This is a genomic window from Microbacterium sp. ZXT2-5, from assembly GCF_055329545.1.
Map to the genome: position 1 here is coordinate 1,560,443 of NZ_JBUZWD010000001.1, position 14,976 is coordinate 1,575,418.

Below are 14,976 nucleotides of genomic sequence, written 5' to 3' on the forward strand. Positions count from 1 at the left end.
CCGCTTCACCGGAAGGCCCGGAGTTCCTCGGAACTCCGGGCCTTCCGCATATCCACGGGCATCACGACAGCTGATGCCCGTGGCTGCCGGCGACGGCCCGCAGCACCGCGTCGGTGGACTCGCCCGTCACGTGCGCGTACTGATCCGTGAGCACGCGGGCCAGCTCATCCAGCACCTGTTCCAGGAACGCCCCCTCGATGCGAACCTCGCCGTTGCCGGACTGCAGGGCCTGATCGCGCAGCTCCATGGCGTAGCCGACGGCGCGGGCGGCCGACAGCCGCTCGTCGCGCTCGGCGAAGTAGAAGATCTCGGTGTTCTGCACGAGATCGGCGGTCAGCTCGGCGATCGCCCGCCCGACGGAGGCGATGACGGATGCCGCCCTGCCGGGAGGCAGCTCCGGCGGCAGCGCGGTGATCCTCGAGCGATGGAGGCTCGTCAGCTCCACCGCCAGCGCCCGCCGGCGGGCGAGAGCGGGGTAGAGCTGCATGAACCACGAGACGGACGCCGACAGCAGCGCGAACCCCGTCAGGGCCTCCAGCGGCGACAGGAGCCGGATCAGCGGCTCGGCGGGAACCACGTCGCCCAGGCCCAGAGTGGTGAGGGCGACGAGCGAGTAGGTCAGCGCCTCGACGAACGGGTGATAGTCGTTCGGATCGAGATCGCTGTACGAGAAGCCGTCGGGGAAGTGCGGCACGTAGATCAGGGCCCACCCGACGGTGACGAGCACGATCCACACCCCGATCGTCACGAGGATCGTCAGCGGCCCGCCGACCGTCAGCAGGGCGGGCCGGCGGTGCGACACCGACCAGGCCGCCCGGAACATGTAGGTGGTCAGGCGCCCGGTGGAGGCCGGACGCAGCAGGGTGTGGAACACGTCGTTGAGCGCGATGACGATGAGCAGCACGCCGGCGATGGTGCTCACGACGGTCATGACGCCACAGTATTCGCCCGGGAGCACCGACGGCAGGCGCTCTCGACGCAAGATAGGATCATGCCGCTCGACCCGTTCTTCGAGGAGCGCCTGCGGGTGCACCGCAGGTACATGTTCGATCAGGCTCTCGGCTCGGTGCGGTCGAGACTCGCAGCGCTCTGGCCGTTCGACCGCGGCGGGACGGCGGCTCCTGCCGCGGCGAAGGCTTCCGACAAGCCCGCGCCGGACGCCACGTCCCACGCGGACCCCACGGCGCTGAAGCCCGGGGCCGCGACGCCCCTGCCGAGCATCGGTCCCGATCCCGCGCCCGTGCCCGTGCCCGGCACCGCCGTGCGGCGATCGCATGGGACCGCACCGAGCTGCGCACGGTCGGGACGCCGGGCCCCGAGGTGCGCACCACCGAGCACGAGGTGGCCGTGCCGGGGCATCCGTCCGTGCGCGTGCGGATCTATCACCCGCCGGTCGTGGGCGACGCGCCGGTGCCTGCGGTGCTGGCGTTCTTCGGCGGCGCGTTCCGGATCGGGGGGATCGACTATCCGACGACGGATGCCGCCTACCGCCGCCGGTGCATCGACGCCCACGTCGCCATCGCCGCCGTGAACTATGCGCTCGCGCCGGAGCATCGCTGGCCGGTGCAGGTCGAGCAGGCCTACGCTGCACTGGACTGGCTCTTCGGAGCCGCCGGCGAGGTGGGCGTGGACGCCGATCGGATCGGCCTGCTGGGGGTCTCGGCGGGAGGAAACATCGCCGCGGCGCTCACCCTCGTCAACCGCGATCGCGCGCGGCATCCGCTCCGACTGCAGGTGCTCGAGGTGCCCGTCGTCGACCTCACCGGTGCACACCTGGATCTGCGCGCCACTCGAGCGCTGCGCATCCCGAGCTTCCTGGCGTTGCGCGAGCTCCGCTCGGTCGCGCGCACCTATCTTCCCCGCGCCCAGGACGCGCGCGACGCCTACGCGTCCCCGTTGCGCGCGGCATCGCACGGGGGCCTTCCGCCGGCGGTCATCCTCACCGCCGAGTACGACCCGCTCCGCGGCGACGGCGACGCCTACGGCGCCGCTCTGCGCGCCGCGGGGGTCGACGCGAGCGTCGTGCGGTACCAGGGCGTTACGCACGACACCCCGATCTTCACCGGCGCGCTGCCGGCCGCCCGGCGCTGGCACGACGACGTGGTGACGGCGCTTCGCCGGCTGCACGCCTGAGGCCGCGGACGGCCCCGACAGCGGCCCGGCCGCGGCCCACGGGAAGTGATCGCGGTGGGCGAAATCCGGCCCCAGAGGCCACAGGAGCCCCAGAAATCACGCGACACACCGCCAGAAACCTCCGAAAACCGCGGAAATACGCGGTTCTGTCGGCGTCGTCGGGTACATTCGGTCCCGGTCGACAGGACCAGCCGGGGGGCAACGCCATCCGGTCCGAGCAATGACAAGACGGCACTCGTCGTCTTTGGAGGACACAACCAATGGCCGACAAGACCATCACCAAGACCGAGCTCGTCGCGAGCATCGCGAGCGCGACCGGCCAGAGCCAGTCCGCCGTCTCGGGCGTGCTCGACTCCCTCTTCTCCACCGTCTCCGACGCGGTCGCCAACGGCAGCAAGGTCTCGATCCCCGGCTGGCTCGCCTTCGAGCAGGTCGCCACCTCGGCCCGCACCGGCCGCAACCCGCAGACCGGCGAGGAGATCAAGATCCCCGCGGGCAAGCGCGTCAAGGTCACCGCCGGCTCGAAGCTGAAGGCCGCCGTCAAGTAATCCGACGCAGATTTCGAGAAGAGGGGATGCCGCGACCCGCGGCATCCCCTCTTCTGTTCGTCCGCCCGGCAGGCGCCGCGACGGGCCGGCGCACGCCTCCCGACCCGACCGGCCGCCCACCCGGCGCAACGTAGGCTGGAGCGGTGAACTCCCGCGCCCTGCGGGCCGCCGGGCCCGCGATCCTCGTCGTGGCCGCGCTCGCGACCATGGTGTGGGCGCTCGCGTACGGCGGCGGCGCCGCGCCGCTCGCGATCGCGGATCCCGGCCCCGTGGTGCGCTGGAGCCTTCCCACCGCGAAGCTCGTGGTCAACCTCGCCGCGGCGGGCATGGTCGGCGTCCTCGTGACCGCCCTGTTCACGCTGCGAGCCGGCGAACGCGAGTTCGACATCGCCCTGGACACCGCGTCGATCTCGGCGGCCGTCTTCACGATGGCCGCGGGCGCCACCGGATTCCTCACGTTCGTCGACGCGTTCAACCCCGTGATCAGCATGGGGCCGGAGTTCGGCGCGCTGCTGGGCCGCTTCATCGTCGAGACCGAGGTGGGTCGCACCTGGCTGATCACGACGATCGCCGGCGCCGCGCTCACGGTCCTCACCTTCGCGGTGCGCTCGTGGACGGCGACGCTCTTCGTCGCGCTGCTGGCCGCGGCATCCCTCGTTCCCATGGGCACGCAGGGCCACTCGGGCGAAGAGGCGTTCCACCACGAGGCCATGACCGCGCTGATCCTCCACATCATCGCGGCCGCGGCGTGGCTCGGCGGCCTGCTGCTCATCGTGGTGGTGCGTCCCCTGCAGTCACGCGACGCCACGGCCGACACGGTCGCCCGCTACTCGAGCATCGCGCTCGCCGCGTTCGCGGTCGTGGCGTTCTCGGGCACCGTGCGGGCGGCGATCGGGCTGCAGGACTGGTCGGCCCTGCTGTCGCCCTACGGCCTCATCCTCGCGGTGAAGATCGTGGCGCTCATCGGGCTCGGGCTGTTCGGCGCCTGGTATCGCGCGCGACTCATCGGCAGATTGACGACCGCGGCCGCCTCCCGCGCGTTCTGGAGCCTCGTCGTCTTCGAGCTCGCCCTGATGGGCGTGGCCAGCGGTGCGGCGGCCGCCCTCGCCCGCACGCCCCCGCCGGTCGAGCCCCTGATTCCCACGACGCCGACCCCGGCCGAGCGGCTCACCGGCGCGCCGCTGCCGCCGGAGCTCACGATCGAGCGCTGGGTCACCGCATGGAACGTCGACCTGCTGTGGGCCGTCGTGGCGGCCTTCGCGGTCTTCTTCTACCTCGCCGGCGTGTGGCGCCTGCGCCGTCGCGGCGACGCGTGGCCGGTGTACCGCACCGTCCTGTGGGTCGCGGGCATGGCGCTGCTCGTGTGGGTGACCGGCGGTGTGATCAACGTCTACCAGGACTACCTGTTCAGCATGCACATGATCGGCCACATGCTGCTGACCATGGCGATCCCGCTGCTGCTGGTCGCGGGGGCTCCGGTCACCCTCGCTGCGCGGGCGATCCGCAAGCGCGACGACGGCACCCGCGGCGGCCGGGAGTGGATCCTCTGGGCCGTGCACTCCCCGGTCGCCCGCGTGCTGACCCACCCGTTCGTCGCGGCCGGGCTCTTCGTCGGCTCGCTGTGGGTGTTCTACTACACCGATCTGTTCCGCTGGTCGCTCTACGACCACCTCGGGCACGAGTGGATGGTCGCCCACTTCCTCATCACCGGCTACCTCTTCGTGCTCTCGCTCATCGGCATCGACCCGGTGCCCTACCGGCTCCCCTATCCCGGGCGTCTCCTGCTGCTCATCGGCGTCATGGCGATGCACGCCTTCTTCGGCATCGCGATCATGATGCAGGAGGGCCTCATGGTGGCCGAGTGGTTCGGATCCATGGGGCGCACGTGGGGCGCGACTCCGCTGGAGGACCAGTACACCGGCGGCGGTGTGGCGTGGTCGATCGGCGAGATACCGACGCTCATCCTCGCGATCACGGTGGCGATCCAGTGGAGCCGGAGCGATGCGCGCGAGACGAAGCGACGCGACCGGCACGCCGACCGCACCGGCGACGCCGAGCTGGAGGCGTACAACGCCCGGCTGGCGGAGCTCGCCGAGAAGGACGCGAAGGCCGGCTCCGGCCGCTGAGACGGTCGCACGCCGCTGGTCAGGGCGCAGGCGGGCGTCCGAGGTCGCCCGCGCCGGGATCCGTGCCGGGCGAGGGACGGGGCGCCTCGTCCGGGTTGGTGCCGGCGATGTCGGTGCGCAGGGTGCCCGTCAGCGCGTCGACCGCGGCGCCGACGGTGGGTGCGAAGCGGTCGGGGGTGAACCGGCCGGTGAGGCCGAACCGGGCGAGGGTGTCGACGACGGGTGATTTCATCTCCGCGATCACGAGGCGGATGCCGCGCACCTGCAGGTACTGGTCGAGCTCGACGAGCTCGTCGGCGGCGGAGGTGTCGATGTCGGTGATCGGCTCGGCGGCGAGGATCACGGTGTGCACGTCGTCGCCGGCGGCACGGACGCGCGCGCGCACCCAGTCGTCGAAGACGCCGCCGTTCGCGAAGAAGAGGGGCGCGTCGAAGCGGACGATGACCACGCCGGGGATGCGCTTCGCATCGGGGTTGCGCGAGAGGTCGTGGTAGCCGCGCAGCCCTTCCACCAGGCCGAGCTCGGCCTTGTACGGACGCCATGACCGGTTGACGAAGGCGACGAACGACAGTCCGATCGCGATGACGATGCCCTCGAGCACGCCGAAGACGAGCACGCCGAGGAACGCGGCGGCGGACAGGACCGCGTCGACGGCGTGGATGCGGACGAGTCGGGTGAACCCCCGCAGGTCGATGAGGCCGATGGCCGCGCTCGTGACGACGGCGGCCAGCGTCGCCGACGGGAGGTCGTCGGTGAGGCCCGGCAGCACGAGGATGAAGACGATCAGGAGCACCGCGCCCACGACGCCGGTGAGCTGCGTGCGGGCACCGGACTGCTCTGCGACCGGCGTGCGCGACGACGATCCGGAGACGGGGAAGCCGCCGAAGAGGCCTCCGGCGATGTTCGCGATCCCGACCCCGGCCATCTCCTGGCTGCCGTCGACGTCTTCGCCGCGACGTGCGGCGAACGTCCGCGAGAGGACCGCCGTGTCGGTGAAGGCGACGAGGGCGATGCCCGCCGCCGGGAGCACGAGCGCCAGGACGTCGCTCCACTGCAGGCCGCCGAGGGCGGGAGCCGGGAGTCCCTGCGGGAGCGCGCCGACGACGGCGAGCCGATCGGACAGGCCGAAGATCGCCGTGAGCGCCGTCGCGACCACGACGACGACGAGGACGCCCGGTATGCGGACCCGGCGCAGCGGCTTGAGGATGAGGATCACCGCGAGGGAGCCCACGCCGAAGGCGACGGCGAGCGGGTCCACCATCCCGCCGGCGACGCCCTGCCCGATGGCGACGACACGCTGCCAGAGCGAGTCAGCGTCGATCGAGAACCCCAGCAGCGTCGGCAGCTGGGAGACGATCACGATGACGGCGATCGCGTTGAGGTAGCCGACGCGGATGGGCTTGGACAGCAGGTCGGTCACCACGCCCAGGCGGAGGATGCCGCCCAGCAGCAGGAGCACGCCGACCATGATCGCCAGCAGCCCGGCAAGGGCGACCGCCCGCGGCTCGTCGCCGAGCGCGAGAGGCAGGATCGCCGCGGCGATGATCGGTGCGAGCGCCGAGTCCGGGCCGAGCACCAGCACACGCGACGGGCCGAAGAGGGCATAGGCCAGCAGCGGCACGATGGTGGCGTACAGCCCGGTCTCGGGGGGCAGCCCGGCGACGACCGCGTAGCCCATCCCGGCCGGGATGAGGAGAGCCGTCAGGACCAGGCCGGACCGGATGTCCGGCCACAGCCACCGCCGCTCGTACGCGCGGGCGGTCGCCACGCCCGGGACCCAGCGGGCGATCCTGTCGACTGCGGTCATCGTCGGCTCCTCGGCACCATCTTGGCCGACGGGAGCGCGATCAGGTGGTGTCGGGACCCGTCACGACGATCGCCACGTTGCCGTCGGGCCGCACGGTGATCTCGCCCTTGACGATGAAGGGGACGTCCTCGCTCATCTGGCGGACCTTGCCGTCGAAGAGCGAGCGGATGTCGACGTGGATGTGCGCCACCGCCTCGGCGGGCAGGATCGACCAGCCGGCGCCGTTCGGCTCGACTTCGACGGTGGGCTGCCGCACGATCGACCACTCCGGGAGCGACGCGATCCTGTCCTGCACGAAGTAGCCGAACGGACACGCGGTGGGCTGCAGCACCTCCTGCGTCGCGCAGGCGGTGAGGAACTCCTCGACCTTCTCCTGGACCACTCGCACGAACTCCTCGGTGGGCTGCGCCTGCACGTTCACCGGGATGGCCTGGAACGGGCTGTCGGACAGCACCGCGACGCCGGGGGTGCTCGAGATCGCCGTGTCGACGGACACGGAGTACAGGCCGGGTGAGAAGACCAGCAGCGAGACGGGCGCCGCGGGGTCGGCATCCGCCCCCTCCGGCGAGACCTGGCGCTTGTCGATCTCGAAGCCGTTGACGTCGAAGGCCATGGAGCCGGTCACCGCCAGGTTCATCACCGCGAGCGGGCTCTCGGCGAATCGCCACGTCGGCGCCAGGCCGATCGACCCGTCCCGCTCGACCGAGAACGTGGTGCGTCCTTCGTAGCCCCGCGCCTGGTACGAGACCGTCACGTGCGTGACGTCGCCGTCCTGCTCCTCGGACACCACGCGCACATCGTCGATGGGGGCGAGGGCGTCGCTGCGCAGCAGAGCGTCGGAGGCGGTGGGCGGAAGCCCCGCCGCCTCGAGCTCGGCCGAGCTCACCCGGACACCCGGGACCGCGAGGGCGTCGGCGGCGCGTCCCTGCTCGAGCAGGCGCACGTAGCCCTCCACGAACGCCACGGGGCTGTAGAAGTGCCGCTCCACCGCGCCCCAGGCCGCGAACAGCGCTGCGACGAGGAGCAGGCCGATGAGGCCGAGAAGGCTGAGGTCCAGAGCGAGGTTCGAGCGGCGGCGCTTGTGAGGCGGCCGGATGAGCGTCGCCGTCGGGGCCGTGCCCGCGGGGGCGGTGCGGCCCGCGGAATCGACCGATGGCGCGCTCGCGCGACCGGCTGCCGTGTCCACCGCCCCTTGGTCCACGGCAACAGTCTAGAAACCCCTGACCGGGAGGCCCCTGTGCGTCTGTCGCCCGAGTCACACCATGACGTCGTCGCGCACGGCGCTGGCGCCGGCGAGCTGCCCCGAGGCGATCGCGGCAGCCAGGGACACCATCGGCCCGGGCACCGTCGCGAGGTGCGCCATGTCGCCGCCGGCGTACACCCCCGGCACCGTGGTGCGGCCGAGCGGGTCGACCTCCACCCCGCCCCCGGGCAGGTGCGCGCAGCCGAGCTGGGCGGCGAAGGGCGCCCGCTGGCTCGCCGTCGCGGCGGTGAACACACCGGCCACCCGCTCGACCCGCCCGTCGGCGTACGTCAGCTCCAGCCCGCCGCCCACCTCGGCGACCTCGGCCAGGTCGGCCGGGCGCACGATGAGCGCCGCCGCGACGACGGGGCGCAGCATCCGCTCGATCATGAGCCCGTGGTCGCCCTCGATGAGGATCGCGACGCGCTCGCCGGCGAACTCGTGGCCGTGGCAGAAGGGGCACTGCGCGACCCGCCTCCCCCACTGCTGCGCGAGGCCGGGCACCGCCGGCAGCTCGTCGCGCATGCCCGTCGCCAGCACCAGGCGGCGGGCGTGCTCGGTGCCCTCGGCGGTCGACACGGCGAAGTCCCCGAGCGCGCCGGAGGCCGCGGCGACCGTCGTCGTGCGCACCTCGACGGTCGGGTAGGCCGCCAGCTCCTCACGCGCCAGGCGGCGCAGCTCGGCGGGGCTGCGGCCGTCGTTGGTGATGAGGTTGTGCGCGTGGTCCACGGTCGCATTGCGGTACTCGCCGGAATCGAGCAGCAGCACGTCGCGGTGCATGCGGCCGATGGTGAGCGCGGCCTGGAGGCCGGCCGGGCCGCCGCCGATCACGATGACGTCGTACATGGGGTGATCCTCTCGTCGGGTTGCGTCGGGATCGATCCTGTGACTTCATGTCGACATGAAGTCAAGTCTGTCCATCGGCGAGGCGGCGGCCCGGTTCTCGCTGCCCACGCACGTCCTGCGGCACTGGGAGGGCATGGGACTGCTCCGGCCGGCGCGGGACGGCGCGGACCGCCGGCGGTTCGGCGACGACGACCTCGTGCGGATCGGCGTCATCGTCCGCAGCCGGAACGCCGGCATGAGCCTCGAGCAGATCGGCGTGCTGCTGGACGAGCAGGCACCGGAGCGCCATCGAGTCCTCGAGGAGCATCTCGCGGACCTCGACCGCCGCATGGCCGACATGGAGCGGTCGCGGCGGATGACCGAGCACGCGCTGAACTGCCGGTCGCACGACATCACGACGTGCCCGCGGTTCCGGGCGATCATGGACGAGGTGGTGGCGGGAACGGGCGTCTGGCGGGAGGCGGAGTCCGCTGTGGACGGCCGCGGGTCGTCCACCGATCCGGCGCCGGGGCGCCGGAAGGCGGTGTCGGCTCGTTAGCATGAATCGGTGAACACGCCGCCCCTCTCCGCCGAGCAGGAGGCGCTGTTCCGTCTCATCGAGGACACACGCGAGCACGTGTTCGTGACCGGACGCGCCGGCACCGGCAAGTCCACGCTGCTGCAGCACCTCGCCTGGAACACCGGCAAGCAGATCGCGGTGTGCGCGCCGACCGGCGTGGCGGCCCTGAACGTCGACGGCCAGACGATCCACTCGCTCTTCAAGCTGCCGCTCGGCATCATCGGCGCGCACGACGAGGACCAGTCCGACGCGACGCGCAAGCTGCTCAACGCGATCGACACGCTCGTCATCGACGAGATCTCGATGGTCAACGCCGACCTCATGGACGCGATCGACCGGTCGCTGCGCAAGGCGCGGGGCCGCCGGGCGGAGCCCTTCGGCGGCACGCAGATCGTCATGTTCGGCGACCCGTACCAGCTGGCGCCCGTGCCGCCCCGCGGCGACGAGCTGCGCTACGTGCGCGACCACTACCGCTCGTTCTGGTTCTTCGACGCCAAGGTGTGGGTCGGCGAGGCCGCGAGCGACGGCATCCTCGACGTCGGCTCGTACGGCGCCGGGCTGAACGTCCGCGAGCTGATCGACATCCACCGCCAGAGCGACCCCGCGTTCAAGGCGATGCTCAACGCCGTCCGGTATGGCCGGGTGACGGCCGACATCGCCCAGGTCCTCAACGACACCGGTGCGCGCACCCCCCCGGATCCGCGCGACGGCGAGCACCCGATCATCACGCTCGCCACGCGCAACGACATCGTCAACAACATCAACCGCCGTCATCTGACCGAGCTCATCGGGCGCGAGCAGACGGCGATGGCGGAGGTCAGCGGCGACTTCGGACGGGGGGATGCCGCGTACCCGGCCGACCTCGAGCTCAAGCTCAAGGTCGGGGCCCAGGTGATGTTCCTGCGCAACGACACGCAGTCCTTCGGCGAGCCGCCGCGCTGGGTCAACGGCACCATCGGCACCGTCACGCGCATCGCCGGCGAGACGGTGCGCGTCGACGTCGAGGGCGAGGAGTTCGACGTCGAGCCCTCGGTGTGGGAGAAGTACCGTTACTCGTACGATCCGGGGTCGAAGCAGCTGACCCGCGACATCGTCGCCGAGTTCACCCAGTTCCCGCTGCGCCTGGCGTGGGCGGTCACCATCCACAAGTCGCAGGGCAAGACCTACGACCGGGCGATCATCGACCTCGGCTCGGGCGCGTTCGCCCCCGGGCAGACGTACGTCGCCCTGTCGAGGCTGACCTCGCTGGACGGACTGTACCTGTCGCGGCCGCTGCGCCCGAGCGACATCCGCGTCGACCCCGACGTGCAGCGGTTCATGGCCTCGGCCGTGCGCGGCATGCCGGTGACCTGAGCCTGCCGGCGGCCGGCGGCCGGCGGCCGGCTCAGGCGACCTGGGAGGCCTTGGCGGCGGCGAGGTCCTCGAACAGCTCGGTGTTGAAGCGATAGGCCAGCAGCACCTCGTCGATGACGCGCTCCTGCTCGGCGGCATCCCACGGGGCGGCGTCGAGCTGCTCGCGGTAGACGTCCTTGAACGCCTTGGGGTCGGCGATGTCGTCGAAGAGGTAGAAGCCGATGCCGTTGGTCTCGAAGCCGAAGCGGCGCGACATCAGGCGGCCGATGAACTGCCCGCCCGACAGATCGCCGAGATATCGCGTGTAGTGGTGGGCGACGAAGCCCCCCGGCCACGTGGCGCCGACCTGGTCGATCCGCTCGACGTAGCGCCGGGTCGTCGGCAGCGGCTCGATGCGCTCGCGCCAGTCCGGCCCGATGAGGAACCCGAGGTCGGCCTCGAGCGCTGGCAGGCGCGTGAGCTTGTCGGTGATGAACACCGAGGCGATCGGATCGTGGCGCATGCGGCTCGCGGCGCGCTCGAGGGCCTCGTAGATGAACCAGTGCTGGACGACCAGCGCGATGTAGTCGTCGCGCGTGCCCTCCCCCGTCATGAGGTCGGACATGAAGCCGGCCGTCTCGCTCGACGAGTGCGCGCGACTCGAGCGCTCGCGGAGTGCGGCGGAGAACGGGATCGGGTCGCTCATACCTTCATGGTAACTGAAGATAAGGCGAACCTAACATGAATTTCTACGCGTGCGGTCGGGGCGCCATCCCGAGCCGGCGGCAGGCCTCGTCGTACAGCGCCACGATCTCGCGCCGCACCTCGGGGCGCTCTGTGATGGGTCCTCCCGGCCACGGCACGGCGACCTCGATCACCGACCCGTCGGTGAGGGTGGCCTCCCAGATCCCCCCCTCGCCGTCGAAGCCCGTCATCCGCGACGATGCGATCGTGTCCGGGCCTGTCGCGGCCTGCGGGGCGAACGCGCGGGCGATGAGGAGGTTGTCGCCGGCGTGGTCGCCGTTCATGTGGCCGAGCACGCCCGTCAGGGCGGCATCGTCGAACCGATGGGTCATGCTCATACCATACGGATCGGGGTGCGACGACACCGGCTGTCGTGTGTTTGAATTCATGCACGATCATCGGGGGGTGAGCATGCGGACCCGCTCCAGAAGTCGCCGCGCCATCGCGGTCATCGGCGGCGCGCTGATGTCAGCCCTCGTGCTGGCCGGCTGCTCGTTCGGCGGCGAGGTCGAGGCCGACGACGCCCCGGTGCAGTCGACCGCCTCCTTCTCGGACGAGACCGTGCAGCAGATGACGGATGCCGTCACCCACGCCATGACGACCACCGGGTCCTCGGGCGCGATCGTGGGCGTCTGGGCGCCCTGGAGCGGGAGCTGGGTCACCGGTGTCGGCGCCCAGCGGCCGGACGGCGGCGGCGAGGTGACGGCCGACCAGGTGTTCCGCGCCGGCAAGGTCACCCGGGCGATGACCTGCGACGTGCTGTACGAGGTCGCCGCGGAAGGCATCGTCAAGCTCGGCGACAGCGTCGCGGACTACGTCTCGGGTGTCCCGGACCTCGCCGACGTCAGCCTCTCCGAGCTCTGCGACGGCACGTCGGGCATCGGCTCGTACGGCACGCAGCTGTATCCGCTGTGGCTGTCCAACCCCGAGCGCAGGTGGGATCCCCGCTATCTCGCGAGCTTCGGCCTCGGCCAGCCCCGCACGACGGAGCCCGGCGTCGCTTACCGCGACTCCGACGCGGGCTATGTGCTGCTGGGCCTCGCCCTGGAGCGCGCCACGGGAGCAACGGCCGCCGACCTGATCGAGCGGTACGTCGCCGGCCCGCTCGCCCTGGAGGCGACCGCGCTGGGCCCGCTGCCCGACTCCGGAGTGCTCCAGGGCGGCCAGGCGGTGAACAACGCCGAGGGTGTGCTGGACTGCGCGGCGCCGGTCGACCTCACCGGCGTCTCGGCGACCACCGGCTTCACCGACGGCGGCGTGGTCACCGACATCGAGGACCTCGGACGGTACGTCCAGGCGCTGGCGACCGGTCGACTGGTCGAGGACGACGACCGCTTCGGCAATCCCGTGCCGGTCGCGCCCGACGCGCCGACGTGGCTCAACGCCGACGGCGGCGCGATCATCGCCGGCTCGCTCGTCGGCCAGTACGGCAAGGTGCCCGGATACCTCACCGCCGCGTTCGCCGACCCGGCCACTGGGCTGACGGTCGCGGTCGTGCTGAACAGCTCCACGGCGTCGGCGGCGATCGGCGAGTACCTCGCGTGGGAGCTCGCGGCCATCGCATCCAAGACCCCCGCCGCCGACGGTGAGACGGCCCCCGACGCGGGTCTGCCCTGGACCCCTGAGCAGTATCACGAGGCGATCGCCGCCGCGGCGGTGTGCGCACCGCCGGCGGCGTAGTGCCGAGCTCCGGCCACTCGGAAGCCCCGGCACGGGCGAGCGGCTCCGGCTCGACGCCGGCGATCCTCCTGGTGGTCGCGGGACTCGCCTGTCAGGAGGTCGGCGCTTCGCTCGCAGTCCTGCTCTTCCCTCAGGTCGGGCCCCTCGGCATGGTCATGCTGCGGCTGGTGTTCTCGGCGGCGATCCTGCTGCTCATCGCCCGTCCGCGGCTCCGCGGGCACTCGCGCCCGGACTGGACGGCGGTCGCGCTCTTCGGCCTCGTGCTGGCGCTGATGAATGCGCTCTTCTACCTCGCGCTCGAGCGGCTGCCGCTCGGGGTCACGGTCACGATAGAGGTGCTCGGGCCCCTCGTGCTCTCGATCGTCGCGAGCCGGAGGGCCTCGGCCTGGCTGTGGGCGCTCCTCGCGCTGGCGGGCGTCATCGCGCTCGGCGGGGGCGGATGGGATCGCCTGGATCCGCTCGGCGTGCTGTTCGCGCTCGGCGCCGCGGCGAGCTGGGCGTTCTACATCCTCGCCTCGGCCCGCGTCGGCAGGGCGTTCCCGAGGCTCGACGGGCTGGCGCTCGCGATGGCCGTGGGCGCGATCGTCTCGCTGCCGTTCGGCATCGCGGATGCCGGACCCGCACTGCTGCGGCTCGACCTGGTCGCCCTCGGCGCGGCCGTCGCCGTGCTGTCGTCGACGATCCCGTACGCCTTCGAGCTGATCGCGCTGCGGCGGCTTCCGGCCGCCGTGTTCGCGATCCTGATGAGCCTCGCTCCCGCAACCGCGGCGCTGGCCGGCTTCATATTCCTCGGACAACATATGACGGTGCTCGAGGTGCTCGGCATCGGACTCGTCATCGCCGCGAGCATGGGCGCGGTGCGATCCTCGGCCCGCGCGGCGAAGGAGGCAGCCGAGCCCGTCGCCTGACGGCCCGGACGGCGCGGGAGGACTCCCGAGCGGGCTGCGGCGCGGCGCTGGCTACGATCGGGTCATGGTGAAGACGAGATGGGCAGTGCTCGGCCCCGGCGCGATCAGCAGGGACTTCGTCGTGGGGCTGCGCGCGTCCGAGCGCGGAGTGCTGCACGCGGTGGGCAGCTCGTCGGCGGACAGGGCGGCGGGATTCGCCGCGGAGCACGGCGCGACGGCATCCGGGACCTACGACGAGATCCTCGCCCGCGATGACGTCGACGCGGTCTACGTCGGCACCGTCCACACCACCCACGCCGACCTCGCCGTCCGCGCGCTGGAGGCCGGCAAGGCCGTGCTGTGCGAGAAGCCCGCGAGCCCGACGCTCGACGAGGTGGAGCGGATCCTCGACACCGCGCAACGCGTGCAGCGTCCGTTCCTCGAGGCGTTCAAGACGCGGTTCGGCCCGTTCGCCGAGGCGCTGCGCGAACTCGCCCGTGGTGGCGAGCTCGGCGAGCTGCAGCGCGTTCAGGGCGCGTTCGGCTTCGACGCCGGCACCCGCGAGGGACGCCTGTTCGACCCTGCGCTGGCGGGAGGGGCCATCCTCGACGTCGGGTGCTATCCGCTGGCGCTCGCGATCGACCTGGCTGCGGCATCCGGCCGGCCGATCGACCCGGAGTATGGCCGGTTCGAGGCCCGGGTGGTCGGCGGCGTCGACGGCACCGCCTCGGCGGAACTGCGCTTCGGCGACCTGACGGCCGCGATCGCGACCTCGGTGATCGAGGACCTGTCCGACACCGCCGTGCTCACCTTCGCCGAGGCGGAGGTCGTGCTGCCCAACGCGTGGGGGAGCCGCACCGCGAGCCCCGATGCGCTGCTCATCCGGCGCGACGGCGACGAGCGGGTGGTCGAGCTCCCCGTGGTGCAGCCGATGGCGGCCGAGGCCGACGCGCTCTCGCGGGTCCTCCAGGACGGGCGTCTCGAGGTGCCAGAGATGCCCTGGTCGCACACGCGTGCGGCCGCCCGCGTGCTGACGGACTGGCGCGCGGCCGCGCTCGCCGGCTGAGCGAC

The 14,976-nt window shown here is 71.9% G+C and carries 14 protein-coding genes; 8 read left to right on the top strand and 6 right to left on the bottom strand.

Translation table 11 applies throughout. The features are described 5' to 3' along the window. Positions 1 to 61: 61 nt before the first annotated feature. On the bottom strand, positions 62 to 931 hold the full coding sequence (locus ACZBH1_RS06800) for a potassium channel family protein (protein ID WP_463645902.1): 870 nt from the start codon (positions 929 to 931) through the stop codon (positions 62 to 64). Between the two features lie 389 nt (positions 932 to 1,320). On the opposite strand from ACZBH1_RS06800, the gene ACZBH1_RS06805 reads away from it, so the two are divergent. The 3 genes from ACZBH1_RS06805 to ACZBH1_RS06815 all read left to right on the top strand — a co-directional run bounded on the left by ACZBH1_RS06805 (position 1,321) and on the right by ACZBH1_RS06815 (position 4,807). Beyond that, on the top strand, positions 1,321 to 2,133 hold the full coding sequence (locus ACZBH1_RS06805; RefSeq protein WP_463645903.1) for an alpha/beta hydrolase: 813 nt from the start codon (positions 1,321 to 1,323) through the stop codon (positions 2,131 to 2,133). A gap of 260 nt (positions 2,134 to 2,393) precedes the next feature. After that, on the top strand, positions 2,394 to 2,681 hold the full coding sequence (locus ACZBH1_RS06810; protein WP_336394104.1) for an HU family DNA-binding protein: 288 nt from the start codon (positions 2,394 to 2,396) through the stop codon (positions 2,679 to 2,681). Positions 2,682 to 2,824: 143 nt separating this feature from the next. After that, entirely contained in the window at positions 2,825 to 4,807 is a 1,983-nt protein-coding gene (locus ACZBH1_RS06815) for a bifunctional copper resistance protein CopD/cytochrome c oxidase assembly protein (protein WP_463645904.1), read from the top strand. Positions 4,808 to 4,826: 19 nt separating this feature from the next. On the opposite strand, the gene ACZBH1_RS06820 is transcribed toward ACZBH1_RS06815, so the two are convergent. From ACZBH1_RS06820 to ACZBH1_RS06830, 3 genes are all read right to left on the bottom strand, one after another. Next, positions 4,827 to 6,614 carry a SulP family inorganic anion transporter gene (locus tag ACZBH1_RS06820; protein WP_463645905.1) on the bottom strand — a complete coding sequence of 596 codons (1,788 nt, stop codon included), beginning with the start codon at positions 6,612 to 6,614 and terminating at the stop codon, positions 4,827 to 4,829. A gap of 40 nt (positions 6,615 to 6,654) precedes the next feature. Further along, positions 6,655 to 7,710: a hypothetical protein gene (locus tag ACZBH1_RS06825; protein WP_463646664.1), complete on the bottom strand. Its 1,056-nt coding sequence runs from the start codon at positions 7,708 to 7,710 to the stop codon at positions 6,655 to 6,657. Between the two features lie 159 nt (positions 7,711 to 7,869). After that, positions 7,870 to 8,703 (bottom strand): NAD(P)/FAD-dependent oxidoreductase, encoded by an 834-nt coding sequence (locus tag ACZBH1_RS06830; RefSeq protein WP_463645906.1) that lies wholly within the window; start codon positions 8,701 to 8,703, stop codon positions 7,870 to 7,872. Between the two features lie 55 nt (positions 8,704 to 8,758). On the opposite strand from ACZBH1_RS06830, the gene ACZBH1_RS06835 reads away from it, so the two are divergent. Both ACZBH1_RS06835 and ACZBH1_RS06840 read left to right on the top strand, forming a co-directional pair. Next, positions 8,759 to 9,241: a MerR family transcriptional regulator gene (locus tag ACZBH1_RS06835; protein WP_378879103.1), complete on the top strand. Its 483-nt coding sequence runs from the start codon at positions 8,759 to 8,761 to the stop codon at positions 9,239 to 9,241. A gap of 9 nt (positions 9,242 to 9,250) precedes the next feature. Next, positions 9,251 to 10,615 carry an ATP-dependent DNA helicase gene (locus tag ACZBH1_RS06840; protein ID WP_336394110.1) on the top strand — a complete coding sequence of 455 codons (1,365 nt, stop codon included), beginning with the start codon at positions 9,251 to 9,253 and terminating at the stop codon, positions 10,613 to 10,615. A 31-nt stretch (positions 10,616 to 10,646) separates the two neighbouring features. On the opposite strand, the gene ACZBH1_RS06845 is transcribed toward ACZBH1_RS06840, so the two are convergent. Together ACZBH1_RS06845 and ACZBH1_RS06850 are read right to left on the bottom strand one after the other, a co-directional pair. Beyond that, positions 10,647 to 11,300, bottom strand: coding sequence for a biliverdin-producing heme oxygenase (locus tag ACZBH1_RS06845; protein ID WP_378879098.1), 654 nt, complete (start codon positions 11,298 to 11,300; stop codon positions 10,647 to 10,649). A gap of 43 nt (positions 11,301 to 11,343) precedes the next feature. Continuing rightward, on the bottom strand, positions 11,344 to 11,670 hold the full coding sequence (locus ACZBH1_RS06850; protein ID WP_378879096.1) for a DUF2470 domain-containing protein: 327 nt from the start codon (positions 11,668 to 11,670) through the stop codon (positions 11,344 to 11,346). A 79-nt stretch (positions 11,671 to 11,749) separates the two neighbouring features. Between ACZBH1_RS06850 and ACZBH1_RS06855 the strand changes: the two genes are divergently transcribed. From ACZBH1_RS06855 to ACZBH1_RS06865, 3 genes are all read left to right on the top strand, one after another. Beyond that, positions 11,750 to 13,018: a serine hydrolase domain-containing protein gene (locus ACZBH1_RS06855; protein WP_378880208.1), complete on the top strand. Its 1,269-nt coding sequence runs from the start codon at positions 11,750 to 11,752 to the stop codon at positions 13,016 to 13,018. After that, positions 13,018 to 13,926 (top strand): EamA family transporter, encoded by a 909-nt coding sequence (locus ACZBH1_RS06860; RefSeq protein WP_463645907.1) that lies wholly within the window; start codon positions 13,018 to 13,020, stop codon positions 13,924 to 13,926. The genes ACZBH1_RS06855 and ACZBH1_RS06860 overlap by 1 nt, the downstream gene beginning before the upstream one ends. 64 nt (positions 13,927 to 13,990) lie before the next feature. Then, positions 13,991 to 14,971 (top strand): Gfo/Idh/MocA family protein, encoded by a 981-nt coding sequence (locus ACZBH1_RS06865; RefSeq protein ID WP_378879092.1) that lies wholly within the window; start codon positions 13,991 to 13,993, stop codon positions 14,969 to 14,971. Positions 14,972 to 14,976 lie beyond the last annotated feature (5 nt).

Bases quoted from the DNA above. Each gene is read 5' to 3' on its own strand.
- ACZBH1_RS06845 (WP_378879098.1), bottom strand. From the start codon at position 11,300: ATGAGCGACCCGATCCCGTTCTCCGCCGCACTCCGCGAGCGCTCGAGT.
- ACZBH1_RS06800 (WP_463645902.1), bottom strand. From the start codon at position 931: ATGACCGTCGTGAGCACCATCGCCGGCGTGCTGCTCATCGTCATCGCG.
- ACZBH1_RS06855 (WP_378880208.1), top strand. From the start codon at position 11,750: ATGCGGACCCGCTCCAGAAGTCGCCGCGCCATCGCGGTCATCGGCGGC.
- ACZBH1_RS06830 (WP_463645906.1), bottom strand. From the start codon at position 8,703: ATGTACGACGTCATCGTGATCGGCGGCGGCCCGGCCGGCCTCCAGGCC.
- ACZBH1_RS06850 (WP_378879096.1), bottom strand. From the start codon at position 11,670: ATGACCCATCGGTTCGACGATGCCGCCCTGACGGGCGTGCTCGGCCAC.
- ACZBH1_RS06820 (WP_463645905.1), bottom strand. From the start codon at position 6,614: ATGACCGCAGTCGACAGGATCGCCCGCTGGGTCCCGGGCGTGGCGACC.
- ACZBH1_RS06835 (WP_378879103.1), top strand. From the start codon at position 8,759: ATGAAGTCAAGTCTGTCCATCGGCGAGGCGGCGGCCCGGTTCTCGCTG.
- ACZBH1_RS06810 (WP_336394104.1), top strand. From the start codon at position 2,394: ATGGCCGACAAGACCATCACCAAGACCGAGCTCGTCGCGAGCATCGCG.
- ACZBH1_RS06865 (WP_378879092.1), top strand. From the start codon at position 13,991: ATGGTGAAGACGAGATGGGCAGTGCTCGGCCCCGGCGCGATCAGCAGG.